General features: G+C 47.3%; 16 protein-coding genes. 8 read left to right on the forward strand and 8 right to left on the reverse strand.

Annotated elements, in window-relative coordinates; all coding sequences use genetic code 11:
• Nucleotides 1-243: 243 nt before the first annotated feature.
• Nucleotides 244-1,188: a HEAT repeat domain-containing protein gene (locus MJO57_RS14215; protein ID WP_252026226.1), complete on the reverse strand. Its 945-nt coding sequence runs from the start codon at nt 1,186-1,188 to the stop codon at nt 244-246.
• On the reverse strand, nt 1,178-1,399 hold the full coding sequence (locus tag MJO57_RS14220) for a hypothetical protein (protein ID WP_252025794.1): 222 nt from the start codon (nt 1,397-1,399) through the stop codon (nt 1,178-1,180). The genes MJO57_RS14215 and MJO57_RS14220 overlap by 11 nt, the downstream gene beginning before the upstream one ends.
• 231 nt (nt 1,400-1,630) lie before the next feature.
• Here MJO57_RS14220 and MJO57_RS14225 point away from each other — a divergent pair, with 231 nt between their 5' ends.
• From MJO57_RS14225 to MJO57_RS14250, 6 genes are all read left to right on the forward strand, one after another.
• On the forward strand, nt 1,631-2,497 hold the full coding sequence (locus MJO57_RS14225; protein WP_252026228.1) for a transposase: 867 nt from the start codon (nt 1,631-1,633) through the stop codon (nt 2,495-2,497).
• A gap of 374 nt (nt 2,498-2,871) precedes the next feature.
• On the forward strand, nt 2,872-4,314 hold the full coding sequence (locus MJO57_RS14230; RefSeq protein ID WP_256493346.1) for a prolyl oligopeptidase family serine peptidase: 1,443 nt from the start codon (nt 2,872-2,874) through the stop codon (nt 4,312-4,314).
• A gap of 96 nt (nt 4,315-4,410) precedes the next feature.
• Nucleotides 4,411-5,367: an SPFH domain-containing protein gene (locus MJO57_RS14235; RefSeq protein ID WP_252026232.1), complete on the forward strand. Its 957-nt coding sequence runs from the start codon at nt 4,411-4,413 to the stop codon at nt 5,365-5,367.
• Nucleotides 5,367-5,816, forward strand: coding sequence for an NfeD family protein (locus MJO57_RS14240; RefSeq protein ID WP_252026234.1), 450 nt, complete (start codon nt 5,367-5,369; stop codon nt 5,814-5,816). The genes MJO57_RS14235 and MJO57_RS14240 overlap by 1 nt, the downstream gene beginning before the upstream one ends.
• A 195-nt stretch (nt 5,817-6,011) precedes the next feature.
• The gene (locus MJO57_RS14245; RefSeq protein WP_252026236.1) at nt 6,012-7,160 is read left to right on the forward strand and encodes a Na/Pi symporter; all 1,149 of its coding nucleotides are present in this window, start codon (nt 6,012-6,014) and stop codon (nt 7,158-7,160) included.
• 7 nt (nt 7,161-7,167) lie between these two features.
• A complete protein-coding gene (locus MJO57_RS14250) occupies nt 7,168-7,440 on the forward strand; it encodes a hypothetical protein (protein WP_252026238.1) in 273 nt (90 codons plus the stop codon).
• 34 nt (nt 7,441-7,474) lie between these two features.
• On the opposite strand, the gene MJO57_RS14255 is transcribed toward MJO57_RS14250, so the two are convergent.
• From MJO57_RS14255 to MJO57_RS14275, 5 genes are all read right to left on the reverse strand, one after another.
• The gene (locus MJO57_RS14255; RefSeq protein ID WP_252026240.1) at nt 7,475-7,684 is read right to left on the reverse strand and encodes a hypothetical protein; all 210 of its coding nucleotides are present in this window, start codon (nt 7,682-7,684) and stop codon (nt 7,475-7,477) included.
• A gap of 16 nt (nt 7,685-7,700) precedes the next feature.
• Complete coding sequence (locus MJO57_RS14260) at nt 7,701-8,015, reverse strand: AzlD domain-containing protein (RefSeq protein WP_252026242.1); 315 nt, start codon at nt 8,013-8,015, stop codon at nt 7,701-7,703.
• The gene (locus MJO57_RS14265; protein ID WP_252026244.1) at nt 8,015-8,740 is read right to left on the reverse strand and encodes an AzlC family ABC transporter permease; all 726 of its coding nucleotides are present in this window, start codon (nt 8,738-8,740) and stop codon (nt 8,015-8,017) included. Before MJO57_RS14265 ends, MJO57_RS14260 begins: the two co-directional genes overlap by 1 nt.
• A gap of 116 nt (nt 8,741-8,856) precedes the next feature.
• Nucleotides 8,857-10,257 (reverse strand): sodium:solute symporter, encoded by a 1,401-nt coding sequence (locus MJO57_RS14270; protein WP_252026246.1) that lies wholly within the window; start codon nt 10,255-10,257, stop codon nt 8,857-8,859.
• A gap of 149 nt (nt 10,258-10,406) precedes the next feature.
• The gene (locus MJO57_RS14275; protein WP_252026248.1) at nt 10,407-11,729 is read right to left on the reverse strand and encodes an MATE family efflux transporter; all 1,323 of its coding nucleotides are present in this window, start codon (nt 11,727-11,729) and stop codon (nt 10,407-10,409) included.
• A 93-nt stretch (nt 11,730-11,822) separates the two neighbouring features.
• On the opposite strand from MJO57_RS14275, the gene MJO57_RS14280 reads away from it, so the two are divergent.
• Nucleotides 11,823-13,442 carry a hypothetical protein gene (locus MJO57_RS14280; protein WP_252026250.1) on the forward strand — a complete coding sequence of 540 codons (1,620 nt, stop codon included), beginning with the start codon at nt 11,823-11,825 and terminating at the stop codon, nt 13,440-13,442.
• 9 nt (nt 13,443-13,451) lie between these two features.
• On the opposite strand, the gene metH is transcribed toward MJO57_RS14280, so the two are convergent.
• Nucleotides 13,452-17,180, reverse strand: coding sequence for a methionine synthase (metH, locus tag MJO57_RS14285; protein ID WP_252026252.1), 3,729 nt, complete (start codon nt 17,178-17,180; stop codon nt 13,452-13,454).
• 199 nt (nt 17,181-17,379) lie between these two features.
• Between metH and MJO57_RS14290 the strand changes: the two genes are divergently transcribed.
• Entirely contained in the window at nt 17,380-20,697 is a 3,318-nt protein-coding gene (locus MJO57_RS14290) for a hypothetical protein (RefSeq protein WP_252026254.1), read from the forward strand.
• The last annotated feature ends 17 nt before the right edge of the window (nt 20,698-20,714 follow it).

Genomic DNA, 20,714 nt, shown 5'->3' on the forward strand with positions numbered 1-20,714 from the left:
AAGTCAGTTGACGTATTAATATCATTATTTCGAATGATGATGTGGGTCTTTGCTTGTTCGGAGCGGTTATGAAACCGAATTTAGTTGATAATCTGGAGAACAAGCCGTCATGATGCCTGCTCCACCGGTAATACTGGAGAGGTTCTATTATTTCTTTACCGGGTTATAGACATAAAGAATGAAAAGCTGCACGTATATTCTTAAATTATCTTTCCCTGTGTCATGACGTACGATCAGTGGTAATCAGGTAAATAATTGTCCCCATTCCCGGTGGAGGAACTGGCTAGGGCGGGTGTTTCGTTCGCTACTTCCGTCATTGCCAGGCTGCAGGAGATGGAAACGGGCCGACTCCGGTGTCTCTTGCCACAGATAATAACGGGCCAGCAACAGCTGCATATCAGGATCATGGCCTTGCTGTAATACACTGTTGGCGAACTGGCATGCCTGATCCGCTGCCAATTGCCTGGCCTCGTTATCGTGCAACAGGGACTGGTCAACCAGTTGCCAGTGCAGTTGTGCCAGTCTCTTTAATAAGCTGATCTGGTAATGGGTATGCTGATGGCTGAGTCCGGACTTCAGGCTGGCAATTTCCTGCTGAATCAATTTTTCCCGGTGGCTTAAGATTGAATACGCCAACAGTCGTACGTCATCTGCCGGATCCTTCAGTGCTTCCCTGAGCAGCCGGACAGCCCTGTGGTGGTTAAGATGACGGATTGACATAATGGCACGGACACGGTCATCAATCCGCTGCGCATCCTGGGATGCATCATGTAACGTTTCTTCAAGATTGGCACTGACTAGCAGTAGGTCTGTCTGCCTGCCATTTTCAGTGAGTCGCGACCGCATGGGTAACTCTGGCAGGTTACCATAACTGAACAGCCGGTTTTTTTGCCGGTTCCCTGATCGCCCCATCATCATAAACATCAACACACATGCGATCTGGCTCAATACGGGGATAAAAAAACCGAACAGAAACAGCCCTGATTTCTCTTTTACTGGTCGGTTACGTAACTTTTCAGGCAGTACGGCTTCCAGCCCATTGATATAAATGACACAGGTGACGATATGAGCAACCAACAAGAGAGCCAGCAGGCTATTTGATACGTCTGTGGTCATCAGTAACAGGGCGACCAACAGCAGAACCATCTCCACAAGAATAGCGGTCAGTAATAGCACCTTAGGAAACATTACCGACCTCTGCTGCGCTGGTGAGCGTTGTGGTGGAAGTCTTGGTGGGCGTTGTGGTGGGCGTGGCTGGTACGACGATGCATTGGCTGTTATTGAGCTTTTCAGCACGTTTTTGCCCCGGCAAAAAAGCATAAGCCTGCATCTCAAACGGCTGGGCAAGTGTCAGCCCTGCGCTATTTTGGGCTAACCATTGCGGTAGTTGCGCCGTCACCTGCCTGGTAAAGCCAGCGTGTTTGATCGGGAGCAACCAGTACAAGAGATGTTCACCGTCAGCGGTCGCTGACAGTGGCAATTGACTACTCATAGGCTCAGCAAAGTTTGACAACGCCCGACCCAGGGCAGCAATATGCTGGTGGTTTTCAGACTGAAAAACCAACAGCAGACTTTCCAGTTTATGAACTCAAGTTACGCACCTTGCTGAAAATCAGCCATTATTGGTGGCATGAAAAATGATCTCATAGAACTTTATTCTGACTACCTGTTGTCGTCGTCTGGGAAGACCACTGCAACGGGAGTGTCAGAGCTTTTGGATAATGTCTACAGTCATGACCAATTCACCCGATTGCTTTCAAACAATGAGTTTACCAGTCGTGACTTATGGCTTTACGTTAAACCCGTCGTGCGACAGGTTGAGTGCAGTGATGGGGTTTTGATCTTTGACGATACGATTCAGGAAAAGCAGTTCAGCAAAGAGAATGCCCTGAACACCTGGCATTTTGATCATACAAAAAATCGCACCGTGAAAGGTATAAATCTGCTCAATGCACACTACCATGCCGGAGATGCGTCGATTCCTGTCGCCTATAAATTGATCGAGAAAACCATCCTGTACACCGACTTGAAGACAAAAAAGGTAAGACGATATGCAGAGCAAACCAAAAATGAAATGATGCGGGAGATGCTGATGATTTGCTGCCATAACCAGCTTATGTTCCGCTATGTCCTTGCAGATAGCTGGTTTTGCTCAAACGACAATATGATGTTTATTCGACACGACTGTAATAAACATTTCCTGATGGCGATGAAGTCAAACCGCAAGGTATCCCTCAGTCTGGACGACAAATTACAAGGCCGTTCACAGCGTATAGATACTGTTGATTTTTCAGAAGATAAGCCTGTACAAGGGTGGATAGCAGGTGTCGATTTCCCTGTTCTGCTATACCGTCAGGTCTTTAAAAACAAAGACGGAAGCACAGGCATTCTCTATCTGGTTTGCAGCGATCTTGACTGTGATGCCGAGACTCTCAAGGCAATCTACGAGAAACGGTGGAAAGTCGAGGTCTTCCATAAAACGCTGAGGCTCTTGTAGGATTTCAGACTGCTACTGGGTTGAACATTGCTGAAGCCCTTTATCTACAAAGGTTGTCAGCATATTGTCCGGTAATGTTGCCCAATCCTTGTTTTTCGTGACCTACAGTCAGTTTTCACTGTAGAGCAGTTCGTAATCAAAATAGAGCCAACGCTGAAATCGAATGCGTCAATGGCCAAGTCACCGGCGCATACTGTGAGAACACAGAGTAATCATATCTTTCTTTCAATTTACTCAGCCTTCAGGTTGGAAGTATTGTCATTGAAAGTAAATCTGAATCACTTTCAGCTCAGAGCCAAAATCTATATGGCAGGGCTGAAAGCTTCGTTGGGGCAGCTGAGAGAGCTGTTAGCTGCGTAACTTCAGAAATTAATATTCATCAGGGTCCGGACAAGAGAGAGCTGGTATTCTCCAAACCGGATGAGTTTGACGGGATGTTCCTGTCGCTATCGGAAACCACAGACCGTGAATACGTTATGGTATTCCTCAACAGCGGTTCCAGTCAGGTCGTCTATGTTGCTCCCCACACATCAACCGATTTTCGTTTGTTTGCCCACGGTACTGATGATGTCGTGTTTAACCTTGATCACTATAGAGAGAACTTTTATATTCTAACCAATCTCAATGGTGCCAATAATTTCCAGCTGTTTAAAACGTCGGTAAACCAGTGGGACCAGAAACATTGGCATCTGATTCAGGCTGAAAGTGACATCATCAGCCTTAATGATATTCATTTCTACAACCATTACCTGATTATTGAGCAGAAAAATAACGAAAAAGCGCTGGATGAGCTGGTGGTACAGGATATGGTGTCCGGGAACAGGCAGAGAGTATCCATGCCTGATGAAGCCTATCAACTGCATTTTTCCGGTGACTGGGATCATAACGCCACAACCGTGCGGCTGGATTATTCCTCGCCAATTATGCCCAGCACGGTTCTTGAACTGGACCTGAACAGTGTCCAAACCACGGCAGTATACACCCGTGAGGCACCTAACTTTGATCCGGGAAAATATGAAGTTAAACGAGAGTATGCCATAGCCCGGGATGGTGAGCGGATTCCGGTGACCATCATTTATAAAAAAGGTTTGGTCAAGGATGGTTCTCATCGAGCTCTGGTTTATGGTTATGGTTCCTACGGTTATGGCATGACCGCAGGTTTTTCATCAAAGCTGTTCAGTCTGGTAGATCGTGGCTTTGTCTACGCAACAGCCCATATTCGTGGCGGTGATGACAAGGGTTATCAGTGGTATCTCAATGGCAAAATGCGCCATAAAATGAATACCTTCAATGACTTTATTGATGCAACGGAGTATCTGATTGAGCAGGGTTATACCGATAAAGGACAGATTGCCATCAATGGTGGCAGTGCCGGTGGCTTGCTAATGGGAGCCGTGACCAACCTGCGTCCGGACTTGTTTGGCTGCGTGATTGCTGATGTCCCTTTTGTTGATGTCATTAATACGATCAGCGATGCCTCCTTGCCATTGACCCCCCCTGAGTGGGAGGAGTGGGGCAATCCTGTGACCAGTGCCGGCGACTTTGACTATATTATGCAGTACTCTCCCTATGACAATGTGCAGGCAAAGGATTATCCCCCGATGCTGTTCAACTCGGGGATATCCGATGAGCAGGTCACTTACTGGGAGCCAGCCAAGATGGTGGCGCGCTTAAGGGATTTGAAAACGGATGATAACCTGTTGTTACTGAACATGAATATGCATGCTGGCCATGCCGGTGCCAGCAAACGTTATGAGTGGATCGATGAAGAGGCTTTTAATTATGCCTTTATCCTGAAGTGCTTTGCTATCAAGTGATGTTAATTATCTGATTTATTGTGTAAATCTCTCGTCGTTTCGTACTTTATAAGATAACAGGACTGAATAAATAAAGTCTGCCAACAGGAGTCACCTATGGGTATGGAAATCACGGCAATGGCCTTTATAGTGCTTGTTGCTGTTCTTATTGCAACCGGTGTACGAATTGTTCCTCAGGGGTATAACTACACCGTCGAGCGTTTTGGCAAATACACCGGTACGTTAACGCCCGGGCTGCATGTTATTGTGCCCGTGATTGATTCTGTTGGTAAAAAAATGAACATGATGGAGCAGGTCCTGGATATCCCGCCCCAGGAGGTGATCAGTGCCGATAACGCCCAGGTGACCACGGATGCGGTCTGTTTCTACCTGGTCCAGGACGCCGTTAAGGCCTCCTATGAGGTTAACGATCTTGATCGAGCCATGAAAAATCTGGTGATGACCAATATCCGAGCGGTATTAGGATCAATGGAGCTGGATGAAATGCTTTCCAACCGGGATCGAATTAATGAGCGGCTGCTGATAAAAGTGGATGAAGCCACCGATCCCTGGGGCTTGAAAGTTACCCGGATTGAGTTGCGCGATATTGCCCCGCCTGAAGATCTGGTGGAAGCCATGGCAAGACAGATGAAAGCCGAACGGGATAAACGTGCCCAGATCCTGGAGGCGGAAGGAGCGCGGGAAGCAGCCATTAAAGTGGCTGAAGGTGAAAAGCAGGCACAGATCCTCAAAGCGGAAGGTGAGCTCGAAGCGGCCAGACGAGAAGCAGAAGCCCGGGAACGACTGGCAGAAGCGGAGGCGGTGGCAACGGCTATGGTATCCAAGGCTATTGCCGAAGGTGATCACCGGGCGATTAACTATTTTGTTGCTCAGAAATACGTAGAAGCTCTGAAGGATGTTGCCTCTGCGCAGAATAATAAGGTGATCATGATGCCCCTGGAAGCGGGTAGCCTGATTGGCTCAATCGCTGGAATCAAAGAGCTGGTGGCAGAAGCCAGTCTTGATAACGGAAGTGACAAGGGAAATAAGAAGGTAAGCAAAAAGGAAACGTGATGGTTATTGCGATGACTCTGGAACCCTGGCACTGGTTGATTCTGCTCTTTGTCTTTTTAGGTGCGGAGGCGCTGGGTGCTGGTGGTTTCCTGCTGGGCAGTGCGGCCGCTGCAGCGGTTGTCTCTTTCTGGCTCTGGTTGGTACCTGATATGAGCTGGCCCGTTCAGTTGGTGATTTTTGGTATTGGCAGTTTGCTGCTTTCTCTCGCCTATTGGAAACTGTTCCGTAAATTGAACAACAGAAGCGACAGCCCTGAATTAAATAATCGGGCATCGCAGCTGATTGGCCGAACCATTGTGCTTGAGCATGACTTACCAGCAGGGCAGAGTAAACTTCAGATTGGCGATACACTCTGGAAGGTCGAGTCAGACAGGTCTGTATCACAGGGTAGCAAAGTCTCGGTAACGGGAAATCAGGGGATGATGTTGCTCCTCAAGGAGCGGGTCTGATCATTTCACTGTTGGAATTCCTGTCAGCAGTTTTCTTGTTTTAGTCCTATTTGGGACAGGCTTGAGACTCTCATACGGTTTCTTTATGCTTGTCCTACTTAAATGGAATAATAATTTTAATTATTAATTCAGTTTTGTGCCATGGCGTCCAGTGTTTCTGGATAGTTGAGTGAATTCACCTTGCAGGATGTCCAAATGCAACCCAGTTATACAGGCGAGTTGACGCAATCGAAAGGTCAGGTTGTTCAGTGGCTATTGGTTACGCTGATGATCTACCTATTGCTGGTCGCTGTCGGGATGATAGGTTCCGGCTTTAAGTGGGCTTCCGGTGGTGCTGATGGTGCACGTCAGTTGTTTACTTTTGCCACCAACCCGGTGATGGGGCTGGTGGCAGGTGCACTGGCAACCGCGGTTGTTCAGTCATCCAGTACTGTGACATCGGTGATTGTTGGTCTTGTTGCGGGGGGGCTTCCGGTTGCCATCGCTATTCCGATGATTATGGGGGCCAATATTGGTACTACTGTTACCAATACGCTGGTAAGTATGGGGCATATCGGCAAGAAAAAAGAGTTTCGTCGAGCGTTTTCTGCCGCGACTGTTCATGATTTTTTCAATCTGATGGCGGTTTTTATTTTTCTTCCATTGGAGGTTATGACGGGGTTTCTGGCCAAGACCTCTGATCTTCTGGTCAGTATCCTGGTCGGTGGTGACTCTGTGAGTATCAAAGGCTTCAACTTTGTTAAAGTGCTGACCGGGCCTTCTGTCGATCTGTTCAAGGGACTCTATGACGCTTTGCCTGACTTGTGGGCGGGTGTCTGCCTGGCCCTGACCGGGTTGGCCTTTATTTTTATTTCCATTATCTATCTGGGCAAACTGCTCAAGCTTCTGATGGTGGGAAAAGCTAAACAGATTCTGCACAAAGCAATTGGGCAGGGGCCTGCTACCGGTATTTTCTCAGGTATGATGATGACCATCGCCGTGCAGTCATCCTCAACCTGCACCAGCCTGATCGTACCGCTTGCCGGAAATGGAATTTTCAAGCTTAAGGAGATATATCCATTTACCCTGGGATCCAATATCGGCACGACCATTACCGCCTTGCTGGCGGCAACAGCAGTCCAGGGAGTCATGGGACTATTTGCCTTGCAGATAGCACTTGTTCATCTGTTGTTTAATGTTTCAGCGGTACTGCTGATTTACACCATTCCATTCCTTCGCAATATACCGCCAACCCTTGCCCGTCGTTTTGCTCAGGTGGCCAGCCGGAATAAATGGATGGTGCTGGTCTATGTGGTGGGTATCTTTTTTATTCTGCCCGCTATGCTGATCGCGATAACTGCCTGAGGAGAAGATGATGACAACACTCAAGCAATACAAGGCGCACAAGAAGGCGTTGAAGGCTCAAATCAAAGAGGTCAAGGCAACCCTGAAGCGTCTTGAAGAAGAGCTGGAAGCTGAACGGCAGGATATGCAACATGAAGAAGTGGATCATCTTGATGAGTACTTTGACAAGGCAGAGCCTCACCTGATGGATGTCAAAAAGCTGGGGATTTCGGCCATTGAAGATTTTAAAAAGTCCGTGTCGAAGCTGATGAGCTCGATTGCAGGCTCCGGTAAAAAGTAATCAGGCTGTTGCGCATAAAAAATCAAGCCGGTAATTATTTGCTGGCTTTATTTTTTACTTGATCAATCATCCCTGCAAAACCCCGGCGTTTACCCAGTGTTACTTCAAACCAGGACACATTGCTATAACGTGGGAATTCGTAGCGCAGATAGTAGCCATCTTTGTATACTGACAGATCGAAGCTTCGGGCCAGAACTCCGGCAGCGAGAAGAATAAGGAATATAGCTGAAAGTAATTTGTACATAAACTGAAAATGGGCCTTATAGTATCTGCCTTAAGACCAGAAATGACAGCATGCCCAGGATAACGGTCAATAACGTGTTTCTTGTTACCAGGGCAAGAAACACCACGATAATGGCGGCAATCAGGTAATGATTGCCCATGGACAGGTTGAGTTTATCCTCACGAATAAACACAATTGGTGCCGCAATGGCTGTTAGCACTGCGGGCGCTGAATAACTCAATACCTGTTGAATAGGCTCACTGAGTTTGAGTGGTAACCAAGGCTCCATCAGGAGAAAGCGACTGCCAAAAACCAGGGCCGCTACGATGAACAGAATAACCCAGGTATCCATTAACTTTCTCCTCTGGCCGTTGCTTTGCCATAGGCAAAACCAGCCATCATTGCCATCGGGGCTGAGATCAGCAGGCCAGCCTGAATATGCATTACCTCACAAATGACCGATGTCACCAGCGCCGTGAGCACACAAACCAGGACAGGGGCATTTTTGATGGTCGGGATAACAAGCGCAATGAATGTAGCGGCAATAGCAAAATCCAGTCCGAGAGCATCCAGATTTTCAATGCTCTCTCCGGTGATAATGCCGCCAAGGGTGGCAAGATTCCAGCCAAGATAGAAGCATAGCCCTCCACCCAGTGCATACCAGCGGTCAAAGCGCTTCAGCTGGCCGGGGTTGGCAATGGCAAACAGTTCATCGGTTAACAGGAAGCCAAGAGCCAGACGCCATCTGAGGGGTAGTGGACTGATGTTCTTACGCATCACCATGGCGTAGAGGAAGTGTCGGGAGGTGATGAGCAGGGCTGAAATCAGGATGCTGCCCAGACCAACTCCGGCCTGAATCATACCCATAATGGCCAGCTGGACGGCACCTGCGAAAATGATGCCGGATAATGCCTGACTCTGAACAGGATCAAAACCCGACTCGATGGCCAGAGAACCCATCAGGATACCCCATGGCAGCACGGCGACCGTCAGCGGAATGATTGCTGCGGCACCTTTTAAAAAAGCCCGCGCTTTTTCATTACTGCTCGAATGGTGGACAATTTCAGCCTGAGACATACAACTCGCTTCCTTTACAATTTATCCCCTTACTGAAGTTTCAGGAATCTATAAATCTTAAAAGCTTTAGACATTCGGCAAGAAGAATAGTTTGTGATGGATGTAAAATAGTCTATTCAAGGGTGGGGATGCCATGATATGACAACCGCTTTTTTAATTCTTGTTCGCCAGAGCAGAAGGATTGTACAGAAAACATTACCCGCTGTACCAGCCAACAGACCTCCCGAGGCACCGATCGACTCGGGGGCGAGCCATTTCCACAGGAAAAGGCAGACAATGCCTGAGATGCAGGGCAGGTAGAAGTTCCGTTTTGGGAGTCTGGAGTAAAAGAGTGCAACAAAGAGTGGCGGAAGCAAGGTTGGCCCCCAGGATTCGAACGTACTCAGCAATACATCAAGAATATCATTCACATTCAGGGCGATAAGAATTGCTCCAGCACCGATCACTAAAGTAGCGATACGCCCGAGAATGAGCCGCTGACGGTCGGTTAGGTGGCTTCTGAAGGCAGGCAATATATCATTGGAGAATGCGATGGCGGCTGTATTCAGGTAACTGTCGCAAGAAGACATGACGGCGGCCAGCAAGCCTGCGACGGTCAGCAGTTTCAGCCAGAATGGTTGTGAGCTCAACAGGATGTTGAAGGTTTGATGGCTTTGCTGTCCGGGTTCCAGAAGATTGGCAATGACACCGATCAACCCACAAAACAAAGTGATAACCAAGACAACTCCCGCCGTTAATTGCAATGCCTTACTGGCTTCCCGGTGACTGCGAGCCATGGTGACCCGCTGAACGGAAATGGGAATCAGGGCATCGCCCAACAGGAAACCCAGAAAAATCACCAGTAAAGCGGGTGTCTTACCACTAACAGGGCTATCAACATATTTCAGCTGCAACTGCTGGTAAGTTGATTCAATCCCACCAAGAAACCATATCCCCCAAACAATCAACGCCACCAGAGCAAACAGCAGGAGGATAGCCTGTATTATGTCCGTCGTCACAACGGAGCGCACACCACCTAAGCTGCTGTAGAGGATAACGCTGGTGATCAGGCATAAAGCAACTGGTAATTCCCAGCCGGGCACCAGCATGTTCACGACTCTCTGCATGGCAATCACCTGGGCAGTGACGATGCCCAGACAAAAAATCAGCCAGAGTGTGCCACTGATGCTGCGGATATCGTTGCCATCATAAACCCGGCCAAGAATTTCACCAAAGGAGAGGCAATGACGCCATTGATAAATTCTGGGAGCCAGTCGTGCGGTTAGCCATAATTGCAGTGAAAAACCCAGGCTGCCCAGAGGGTAGACCCATTCGCCCTGATACGCTTTCTCGGCATTGCCCATAATCATGCCAGCGCCAACGCCGCTGGCCAGGATTGTGCAATAGATGGCCAGTGTCCCAAAGGCATTACGATCAAGTGCAAAGGATGAAAAACTGTGGATTGATCTCAATTGGTAGAGACCGATCAGCAGAAACAGAAAAGGGGGGAGCAGTAGTAAAGTGACGATGGTGGTCATGGGTTCGCACACGGACCGGTTTTTAATGAGATACCACAAGCATTTGGCTTTGGGAACAGAACGATCAGTTAGACCCATACGGGGCTGAAAAGTTTATTAATTGGAAAATTTCTGATTTTAATTTCAACTCAAACTTCGTTAACACTATTTCACACTTGTATGTTACTCCACCGTCGTGAACGCCAGACTGCCAGGAAACTTATGGAGGTAACCATTCGCTGCAGCGTCGGTACGGTCCAGAGTGCCGTAAGACCAAGCCCCAATGCCGGGCCTATGAGCCAGCACAGAGGCAACAGGATTAGCCACTGAGCAACAAACCGGATACAGAGAACGGTTCGGTTGGCACCTGCACCCAGTAAGGTCTGAACAAATACCAGAGAGGGGGCATCCAGAACAACGCCTATGCCGGTTAATTGCAGTGGAATTAAACCCATTGCCAGTAGTGACGGGTCATGAAGAAACAGTGACAACACTGCCTCAGGCGCAAAAATTAACGGCAGGCTCAGTACCAGTAACACCGCGCTGGCGGTATACATGACTTCCTGCCCCCAGCGCCAGGCAACCTCTGGTTCCCGAGCTCCAAGACTCTGGCTGACCAAGGTATTGGCGGCCATTCCGAGGCCGAGGCCGGGTAGTATCAGAAACAGAGAGATATTCAGTAACACATGGGCAATGGCCATTTCACGGATACCTAATTGAGCAACGATGGCAAACAACATCATCATGCCAAGGGCAAACAGGGTCTGTTGCAGGGAGTCAGGAATAGCCAGATAAACCAGACGTTTAAATGATGCCCAATTTTTCCAGTGAGTCAGGAATCCGAATTGTCTCGCTCGTTTATTGAGCACGCACAGATTGAGCAGGGCGCCCAGGTACATGGACAGTAAGGTCCCCAGAGCGGCGCCTTGCACACCCATAACAGGCAAGCCAAGTTTTCCGTATATCAGTATAAAGCTGAAAATCACATTGCAAATATGAGTGCAGACCAGCAGTTTAAGAAAACCGTTTGGTTGACCAATGCCGTTCCAGAAACCTCGAAATGAGAGATTCATCGCAGCGGCGGTGAGCGCCATGACCCTGATTTGAAAATAGTCAGTGGCTTCCCCGGTAAAGCTGGGGGAGCTTTGATCAAATAATTCCAGCAACCAGGGAGCCGTCATTACCAGGATAATACTCAGTGGTGAGGCAAAGCAGAATGCGATGATTAATCCGTGATTGGTCGGCATGGCACATTCGGTGAGACGGCCCGCACCAACGCGGCGAGCAACCTGAGCCTGAATAGCCGCTGAAAGTCCGGTCATCAACGATAGGGCAACAAAGTTCGCATAGCTGCCAGCACCGACTGCGGCAAGGGCATTCTCTCCAAGGGGGCCCACCAGCGCGGTGTCAACCAGGTTGATCATGCTCTGCGAAAGCATGGCCAGCATGATGGGAAATCCTAACTGAAAAATGGTGGCAAGCCTTTGCTTCATTAAGCTTCAGTATCTCCAGTCTGGTGAACTATCGGTGAAAAAAAAGTCTAATCTGGATAGTTAATTAAAAATCTACACAAACATTGGATTATTATGGACATAACATCATCAAAGCCGCCATATGTACAGGATTTACCAAGAGCCATTGCTGATGTTGCCAATACACCATTGGTCAATAGTCAGTTTGACCGCAAAGGCAATGCGGTCTCTTTGTTTAAATCTATCCAGGACAGGGCTATCAGGGGCTGTGGAATATCCGGTTCTGTGGCCGACAGTCTCCACTTTTTATCAACACTGGAAAGCCGACAACTATTAACCACTGCTGAGGTTATGGCATTGTCACGGGCTGTTCGCAAGGGGGAGTGCATTATTAGCCCGGAACAGTGCAAATTTCCCCTGAGTATTAACCTGTTAAGGTGGCTCAGTGGATTCCTGCGGATTATGGAGCGATCTCCCGCAGTTAAAATGGCCGTTGAGAAAACCATCTCTGATGCTCCTATTCGTTCAGTCTTTGATTATGTAAAGTCGTTGGATTTAAGCTGCGAAACTGAGGATATGGAGGAAATGGAAGATTCTATCAAGGAATGTTCAATTCATAACCTGAAGAGTCTAAACAACGAACTGAGGTTGGTGAAGGAGCAATTTGATAACTATATCTCGGAAAATCAAAGCTCAACAGTGATGGCTGATGACACAAAGAAACACTATCTTAATCAGCTATTGTCACCCCTTCACGATAGACTGGAACAACATCCAAAAACGTGCTTATTATCCGATGTTAGTTTTTTAAATTGTCCTTTTGCAGATATTTACAAAGATCTGATGAGGGCGCTTACTGATCTTGATGATAGTATCCAATATTCAACATGTATGCATGAACGTATTGATCGACTGGATATCAACAACGTTTTAATCGTGAAAAAGGAATTCTGTGAATGGGTAAAGGCGATGGCATTCCAGCGCTTGCCTGATGAGAGTATTCCCAGTCTGGATGGTATGAAAATAAACAAGCTGTTTGACACAGGAAGACTTCTGGACAGAAGTTATGCAGAGTTCATCAAATTCCAGACTGTTTTAAGTGCAGATTTTCGAAAAGGGGAGATTGTACCAAGAGCTTTAGGTTATAAGGATTTGGAACATTTGTATATTAACTACATGGGCGTTCATCTTGAGTTAGATCTTGATCATAAAAAGGAGGTTAATTTGGTGGATTTTGTTGGCTTCAATAGTGAATGTTATTCAGCGTTGGCTTTTCGGTTTAATAGTAAAGAAAAGTGGGTTGGGGACGTTTACCGTAACCGGTCTGTTGAGTATTGCTATGAGGCATTTCAACAATGGTTCAAGGGAGAAAGAGTCATAAGTATAGACGCTATGAGACTCTTTCATCAATTGTGGCGTGATGATTATTCAAAAGTGGATAATATAACATGGCTTGTATCGGTAATCGCCCGGGCTGGATTGGTGCCATGTGATCCGCCCGGGTTCTCTGTTCTCCCGTCATTGTTCTGCCCTGACTGTAATTTTTCAGGAAATATCAAAAAAGTCGAAAATTCCGGGCGGAGTGACGGGCCTGAAAGCATCAGGCAACCGGCATCAGAGCTGATACAGCTGTTACAGCATCACAGGGAACGCGATTGTAATCTGGCCCGCAGCATAGATCCTCAACGCTTGTGGAATGAAAAGTATCAGGGCAAACTGCCCTCCGGTGACTGAACAGAACCATCAGGTCTGATCGGCAAGATTGGGCCGGATCCAGCGTTCAGCTTTATCTAAGGGCCAGCCTTTACGTTCAGCGTACACAGCCAGCTGGTCTTTACCGATTTTACCCAGTCCGAAATACTTCGCTTCTGGATGGGAGAAATACCAGCCACTGACACTGGCCGCAGGCATCATGGCAAAGTGCTCGGTAAGTGACACGCCAGTATTGTCTTCACCGTTGAGCAGAGCAAACAGTGTGGCTTTCTCCGTATGGTCGGGGCATGCAGGGTAACCGGGTGCTGGACGAATGCCGGCGTATTTCTCCTTGATCAGCTCTTCATTACTGAACTGCTCATTGGACGCGTAGCCCCAGTACTCTTTTCTTACTTTTTCATGCAGGCATTCAGCAAATGCTTCCGCCAGACGGTCTGCCAGTGCCTTGACCATGATGCTGTTGTAGTCGTCACCCGCTTCTTCATATTGCCTGGCCAGTTCATCTGCACCAATACCTGCCGTTACCACAAAACCGCCCACATAGTCTGGCAAACCGGACGATTCCGGTGCCACATAGTCAGATAGGCTGTAATTAGGCTTGTCCTCCGGTTTTGGTCCTTGCTGGCGGAGATGGTGCAGTGTTGCTTTGACGTCGCTTCTGGTTTCATCACTGTAGATGGCCAGGTCATCATGATTCACCTGGTTGGCAGGCCAGAAGCCAATCGCTGCCCTTGCACTGATCAACTGTTCATTGATCAGCTTATCCAGCATCTGACGTGCATCCTGATAAAGGCTGGTGGCCGCTTCACCGACCACTTCATCTTCCAGGATGGCCGGGAACTTGCCGGCCAGATCCCAGGTGATAAAAAACGGAGTCCAGTCGATGTAATCGACCAGTTCATCCAGCGGGACGTCATCAAACACTCTCACGCCGGTAAATGTTGGAACCGGTGGCTGGTAACGGGACCAGTCCGGTTTGAAGGCATTATCCAATGCTTCCTGATAAGTGAGGAGGGCCCGTTTGTTGCTGCGTTTCTCGTGACGAATCCGGATTTTTTCATACTCGGAACGGGTCTCTTTGATCAGGGTGGGCTTTAGAGACTCACTTATCAGCCGGGTTGAAATCCCCACACTGCGTGACGCATCAGTGACATAGATGGCGAGATCATCCTGGAACCGGGGCTCAATTTTAACGGCGGTATGCGCCCGTGATGTGGTGGCTCCGCCAATCATCAGTGGGCGTTTGATGCCCTGACGCTGCATTTCACTGGCGACATGAACCATTTCATCCAGTGATGGGGTGATCAGGCCACTGAGCCCGATGATATCAACGTCTTGTTCCACTGCGGTGGTCAAAATGGTTTCACAGGGAACCATGACCCCGAGGTCAATAACCTCGAAGTTATTGCAGGCCAGAACCACACCGACAATGTTTTTGCCAATGTCATGTACGTCACCTTTTACGGTCGCCAGCAGAATCTTGCCGTTGGAGCGGGCACTGTTGACGCTCTCCTCTCCAGCTCTCTGTTGTTCAATAAAGGGCACAAGGTGAGCCACCGCCTGCTTCATAACCCTCGCACTTTTCACCACCTGGGGCAAAAACATCTTGCCGGCACCAAACAGGTCGCCCACCACGTTCATGCCATCCATCAGTGGGCCTTCAATTACCTCAATCGGGCGGCTGGCTTCTAGCCTGGCCACTTCGGTATCTTCAACGATCCAGGTGGTAATGCCTTTGACCAGTGCATGTTCAAGACGTTGGTTAACGGGCCATTCCCGCCAGGCCAGATCTTCCTCTTTCTTACCGGATGAACCACCTTCGCGGTACTGATCCGCAATGGCCAGCAGTGCTTCAGTCCCATGGGCTGAACGGTTGAGAATGACGTCTTCAACCTTGTCTTTCAGCGCTTCGGGAATGGCTTCATAGATCGCCAGCTGGCCGGCATTGACAATGCCCATGGTCAGTCCGGCCTTGATGGCATGGTAAAGAAAGACGGCGTGAATGGCTTCCCGAACCGGGTTGTTGCCCCGGAAAGAGAAGGAGACATTGCTGACACCGCCTGAGCTCATGGCATAGGGCAGATGCTCTCGAATGTACTGAACCGCATTGATGAAATCGACGGCGTAGTTATTATGCTCATCAATACCGGTGGCCACCGCAAAAATATTGGGGTCAAAAATAATATCCTGGGGCGGGAAACCAACCTCGTTGACCAGAATATCGTAGGAACGCTGGCATATTTCTATTTTCCTGGCTTCGGTATCCGCCTGACCCTGTTCATCAAAGGCCATTACAACCACGGCTGCACCATAATGGCGACAAAGGCGGGCTTGCCTGCGGAAAATGTCTTCACCCTCTTTCAGGCTGATGGAGTTGACAATACCCTTGCCCTGAATGCATTGCAGTCCTGCTTCGATGACCTCCCATTTAGAGGAGTCCACCATTACTGGAACTCTGGAAATATCCGGCTCGGAAGCTACCAGATTGAGGAATGTGGTCATGGCACTTTTGGCGTCCAGCATCCCTTCATCCATGTTGATGTCGATAATCTGGGCACCGTTGTCCACCTGATCACGGGCTACATCCAGGGCTGTGTGGTAATCTTCCTCAATAATCAGCCGTTTGAAGCGGGCGGAACCGGTCACGTTACAGCGTTCACCGACATTGACGAACAGTGAGTCGCGATCGATAGTAAACGGCTCCAGGCCACTTAAACGACAGGCCACCGGATTAACCGGAATGGCTCGACGGGGAATGTCAGCAACCTTCTCGGCAATGGCTTTAATGTGTGCCGGTGAGGTACCACAGCAGCCACCAATAATATTGACCAGACCGGAGCGGGCAAACTCGGCGACAATCTCTGCCATCTCATCCGGGCTCTGGTCATATTCACCAAAAGCATTGGGCAGGCCAGCATTAGGGTGAGCGCTTATCCAGGTGCCTGCGCAATTCGACAGTTCTTCAAGATACGGACGTAACTCACTGGCCCCCAGGGCACAATTCAATCCAACGGATATTGGCTGGGCATGTTCCACCGCGTTCCAGAAGGCTTCCGTCGTCTGACCCGACAGGGTTCGACCAGACGCATCGGTTATGGTACCGGAAATCATGATCGGCAGGGAGAAACCCAGCTGGCTAAACAGGTCACGAACGGCATAAATGGCGGCTTTGGCATTCAATGTATCAAAAATGGTTTCAATCAACAGGATATCCGCGCCGCCTTCAATCAATGCGGTTGCGGCCTGCTGATAAGCGGTTACCAGTTCATTGAAGCTGGTATTCCTGTAGCCGGGATTGTTGACATCCGGGGAAATGGAAGCGGTTTTGTTGGTTGGGCCAAGAACACCTGCCACAAAACGGGGTTTATCCGGGTTCGCCCGGGTGAATTCATCAGCGACTTCACGGGCAAGCCGTGCGGCTTCACGGTTGATTTCCGGTACCAGATCTTCCATCTGGTAATCCGCCATGGCGATGGCAGTGGCATTAAAGGTGTTGGTTTCCAGAATGTCGGCACCGGCTGCAAGGTACTCCCGGTGGATCTGTTGAATCATCTCCGGCTGAGTCAGCACCAGAAGGTCATTATTGCCTTTTACATCACAGGCATGACTGGCAAAGCGTTCACCACGATAGTCAGCTTCCCCTGGTTTATAGCCCTGGATCATGGTACCCATGGCACCATCAAGAATAAGAATCCTTTTTTCCAGCAGTTGTTGCAAATCAGAGAAGGCTTTTTTTTGGTGTGGTGTAGCTTGCAGCATGGAAGGTAACCAGTGTTATTTTTTCTAGCAGGCTATAGTAGCAGAACTCAACCCCCGACCGCTTCTGGTTTCTAATGGGGCATAAAGAAATATGACTATATAGGTTATGTAAATCTATGACCCATAGTTCCAGTTTAATGAAACGTTCCTTACCCGGCGGTATCTAATTAATTATTAATAGATAAGCAGGTGATCAGTTATGGATCCGTTGAGTAGCAGCCACACGCCGGCAAGACATAGCTTTGGTGATGGCGAAAAGTGTTCTGATGCACATCCGGCAAGGGTCACACCAACGATCCTGGTTGGTGAAAAAGCAATCACTGATGTGGGCGCGTCCAAAGATGGCAATGGGAAAAGTATTGATGACAGGGATGCTTGTGTCATTGTGGCGTCCGATCCATCTCATGGAGTCAGTACGCATGCACTATTGAAATCAAACCAGGGTGATTCAGTTCAAGTCTCACTATGTGAGGATGCATTACAGGGCATCAAACTGGAGGATACTGAACAACGTGAACAAGAAACTGTTCTGAACCAGGACGTGTCAGTTCGGAAGCTGGGTGAAATAAAAAAACAGATCATTGATCTCACCGGGATTCATGGCGATGTTCCCCATAAGGAATTGACAAGATTCAAATTAGCTGCACTGTATATTCAGGAGAATATCCTCTCAAGAATGTTGTATGGTATGTCAAGTGAGGAGGAAGCATTTGATAAGGTTTTTTCTCTTGGAGACTTGATACCGCGATCATCAAATGGTGGTGCTCTCATAAAGGTGCTGGATTTGTGGTGGCTTCCTGATAATGATAAATACTTTTCTGAATCGAGCGTTGACTATTTAAAGAAGCTACGTTCCGCTAGAGAACATTTAAAGGAAGCTGATAAACTGTTGAAAAAAGTTGGTGAGATTTTTGATATGAACCAGTCGTTTGTGGAGAGTGTTGGCGAGTTGAAAAAAATAGTTAACGCATTAGAAGAAAATCGTGATAACAGTAGTTCCAGTGCTGCTGTTTCAGAGTCATTCTGTGAAAAAGAGTACAAAAATATCCAGGATAGAATCATCTCCATTTCTGAAAAACTTGGCAATGAATTTTACAATGACATAGAGGGGGATCAATATCCGATTGAATCCCAATCCGTTGTTAAAAACATCACAACAAAGGGACAGCAGTCGGGAGAAACGATCAGAGGAGTGGGGTCTGACTTTATCTTGACAAAGCTTGATAAAATAGTGATTGTTTTTCATCATCTTTACCAGGAATTTAGCAACGATTCTAGTTGCGGGTTGATTAATTTAGTCAATATTAACATTTTTGATGATTACTTTAACGAGCTTTTATCAGAAACAGAGTTGTCAGTTTATGAGAAAGAGATTGCCTATTTTGCCTGTCTACAAACATTAGCGCATCTTTACAGTAGGTTGGTTATGGAGTGCACTGTATTAAGGCTTGGCTACTCTGGTTTAAAAAGTAATGGTACAAGATTAGTCTCCCTCGAGAAGGCAAGGGATTACGGTACTATTATGCAAAAAATGGTGGTTGCCAGTATTAACAGCGGAATCTGTCGTGTCGCAGACTTTTGGGTTTTAAGGCTTCTCGCTTCAGGATTTGTGATGAATTTTCGCTGGAAAACCAATTACAGGGACCAGTTGGCCACGCTATACTCGGCGTTGGAGAAAAGCCCTAAACAAGAATCAGAGATTGCACTGGCAAAAAGTACCTGTTTTATCATCGCAGAAACTCTTGAGGATGTTGGAGCGTTTAAGAGTGTTGCTGATAATTCTGCAAAGTACAATACTTTTGCGCTGTTAATCATGGTTTGGAATGATCTTGGTTTATCCCATTGGCCTTACTCAACTACCTTGAATCCGGAAAAAGCGCTTGAATATCTGGAGTTCATTCATTATGAAATAAGTGATCTCAATAATCCATGCGCTGGAATGGTCAAGAAATCCATGGATAAAGCGTATGATTTTTACATAGTGATGTGCGGATCGACGCCGGCTGCACAACTGTGTTCTGAAAGAATGGCCCTGTATTATTTTATGATGGGTGATCCCACCAGGGCATCAGCACTTCTTGAATTTACCAAACATAAAAATAAAGAACTTTATTTCGGGCTTTCCATGGCATCAAAGGGTAAATACCAATTGGCCATCCAGTTTCTTGAAAAGAACAATATTAAAGATGTTTGTATAAAAGCATTGTTAGGTATTCTTTACGAAAAGCTTGCCAGCGTTCAGGGTGAATCAAGTGAACAATTTATGGAATTGATCCACAAAGCAGAACTTAGCTATCGTACCGTGATTGGCTCAAGGCCTGAAATGAATAAACATTATGCCATGTTGCTTGAAAAACGCGGAGATCTGTCAGGATCATTAAAGCAGTGGGAAGCTTACCAGCGTTTTTTACTTAAGCAGGAAAGTGAAAGTAATATAAGATCGCTAAGGTTTAAAATTCCCATGGAGTTGAAACTGGTTGGTGAAAAAATTTCGGAATTGGAGAATCAGTTAAAGGATATTAAATCTGATGCAGATACTCAATTTTATACTAAAGGCGTTGTGGAAAATAAACCTGAAAGAAGACCGGTCAGGAAAAGTAAAGGTATGAAAAAGAGTCCGCATGCTGCCGACAGAAGGGTAACTTGTCAGGAAACTTTCTCGAAAATAAAGTCAGCTGACGTGTATGCAGAGAAACATTTTTCTATTCAAGTACAGGATCTCAAATCAGAACGAAATATTAACAATAATAGTAACAGTGGATCAGAATTTGATGAAAAAGCCAATAATCAAGAGCCGAATCTGATTGAGACTCCATGGCAACTGGCCACTGGAAAGTCCGGGCCGGTTTGGCTGACTGTGGATCAGGGGGTTAGAATTCCTGTTGGCTTTTCAATAAAAGAAGTTGAGCGTCACTGGGAGTATACCCGTGCTTTCAGAAATGATTTAACCAATCGCCTGCTCCTTCTTGACATTGGTCGAGAGGATTATGATGGGATTTTGGCAATCATCAATCAATATGTGGCTAAGATAGCTAACCCGGTAGCAAAGTTACATTTTATACAAAACAGAGAGTGGCTTTTGCGGTGTAAGAGTTTTGATAACTATGCACTTTATGCTCAATGCCATCGTTCTGGTCAATCGATCCAGGCATTAAAAGCAGAGTTGCGGTTATCTATTTTGCAATGTGTGCGTGAACAAGTGGAGTCAATTTTTCAGTATGCCTTTCAGTGTTCGCCTTCATCGCTTTGGTTCAGTAATCCCGGCTTGTTGAAAAAGGACATTCAATATCTGATCGATCACGTTCATCCTGAATTTCGTGTACAGCTAGGCGCTCAATTTTCAACCGCAGCTCATGTGATGAAAGATATTCATTGGGAATTCACCAGCCAGAGGGAAAAAGACCAGACTTGTCGGGCACTGTATGGCTATTCCCCTGATGACTATTGCAACTTGGCAGACAAGTTCTATGACTTTCGTAGTTTCATCGATCCACACCATGTCTCAGATATTATATAGGAGGCTGTCCCGAAACG

This window comes from Endozoicomonas sp. SCSIO W0465 (assembly GCF_023716865.1).
In the GTDB taxonomy this organism is placed as follows: Bacteria; Pseudomonadota; Gammaproteobacteria; order Pseudomonadales; family Endozoicomonadaceae; genus Endozoicomonas.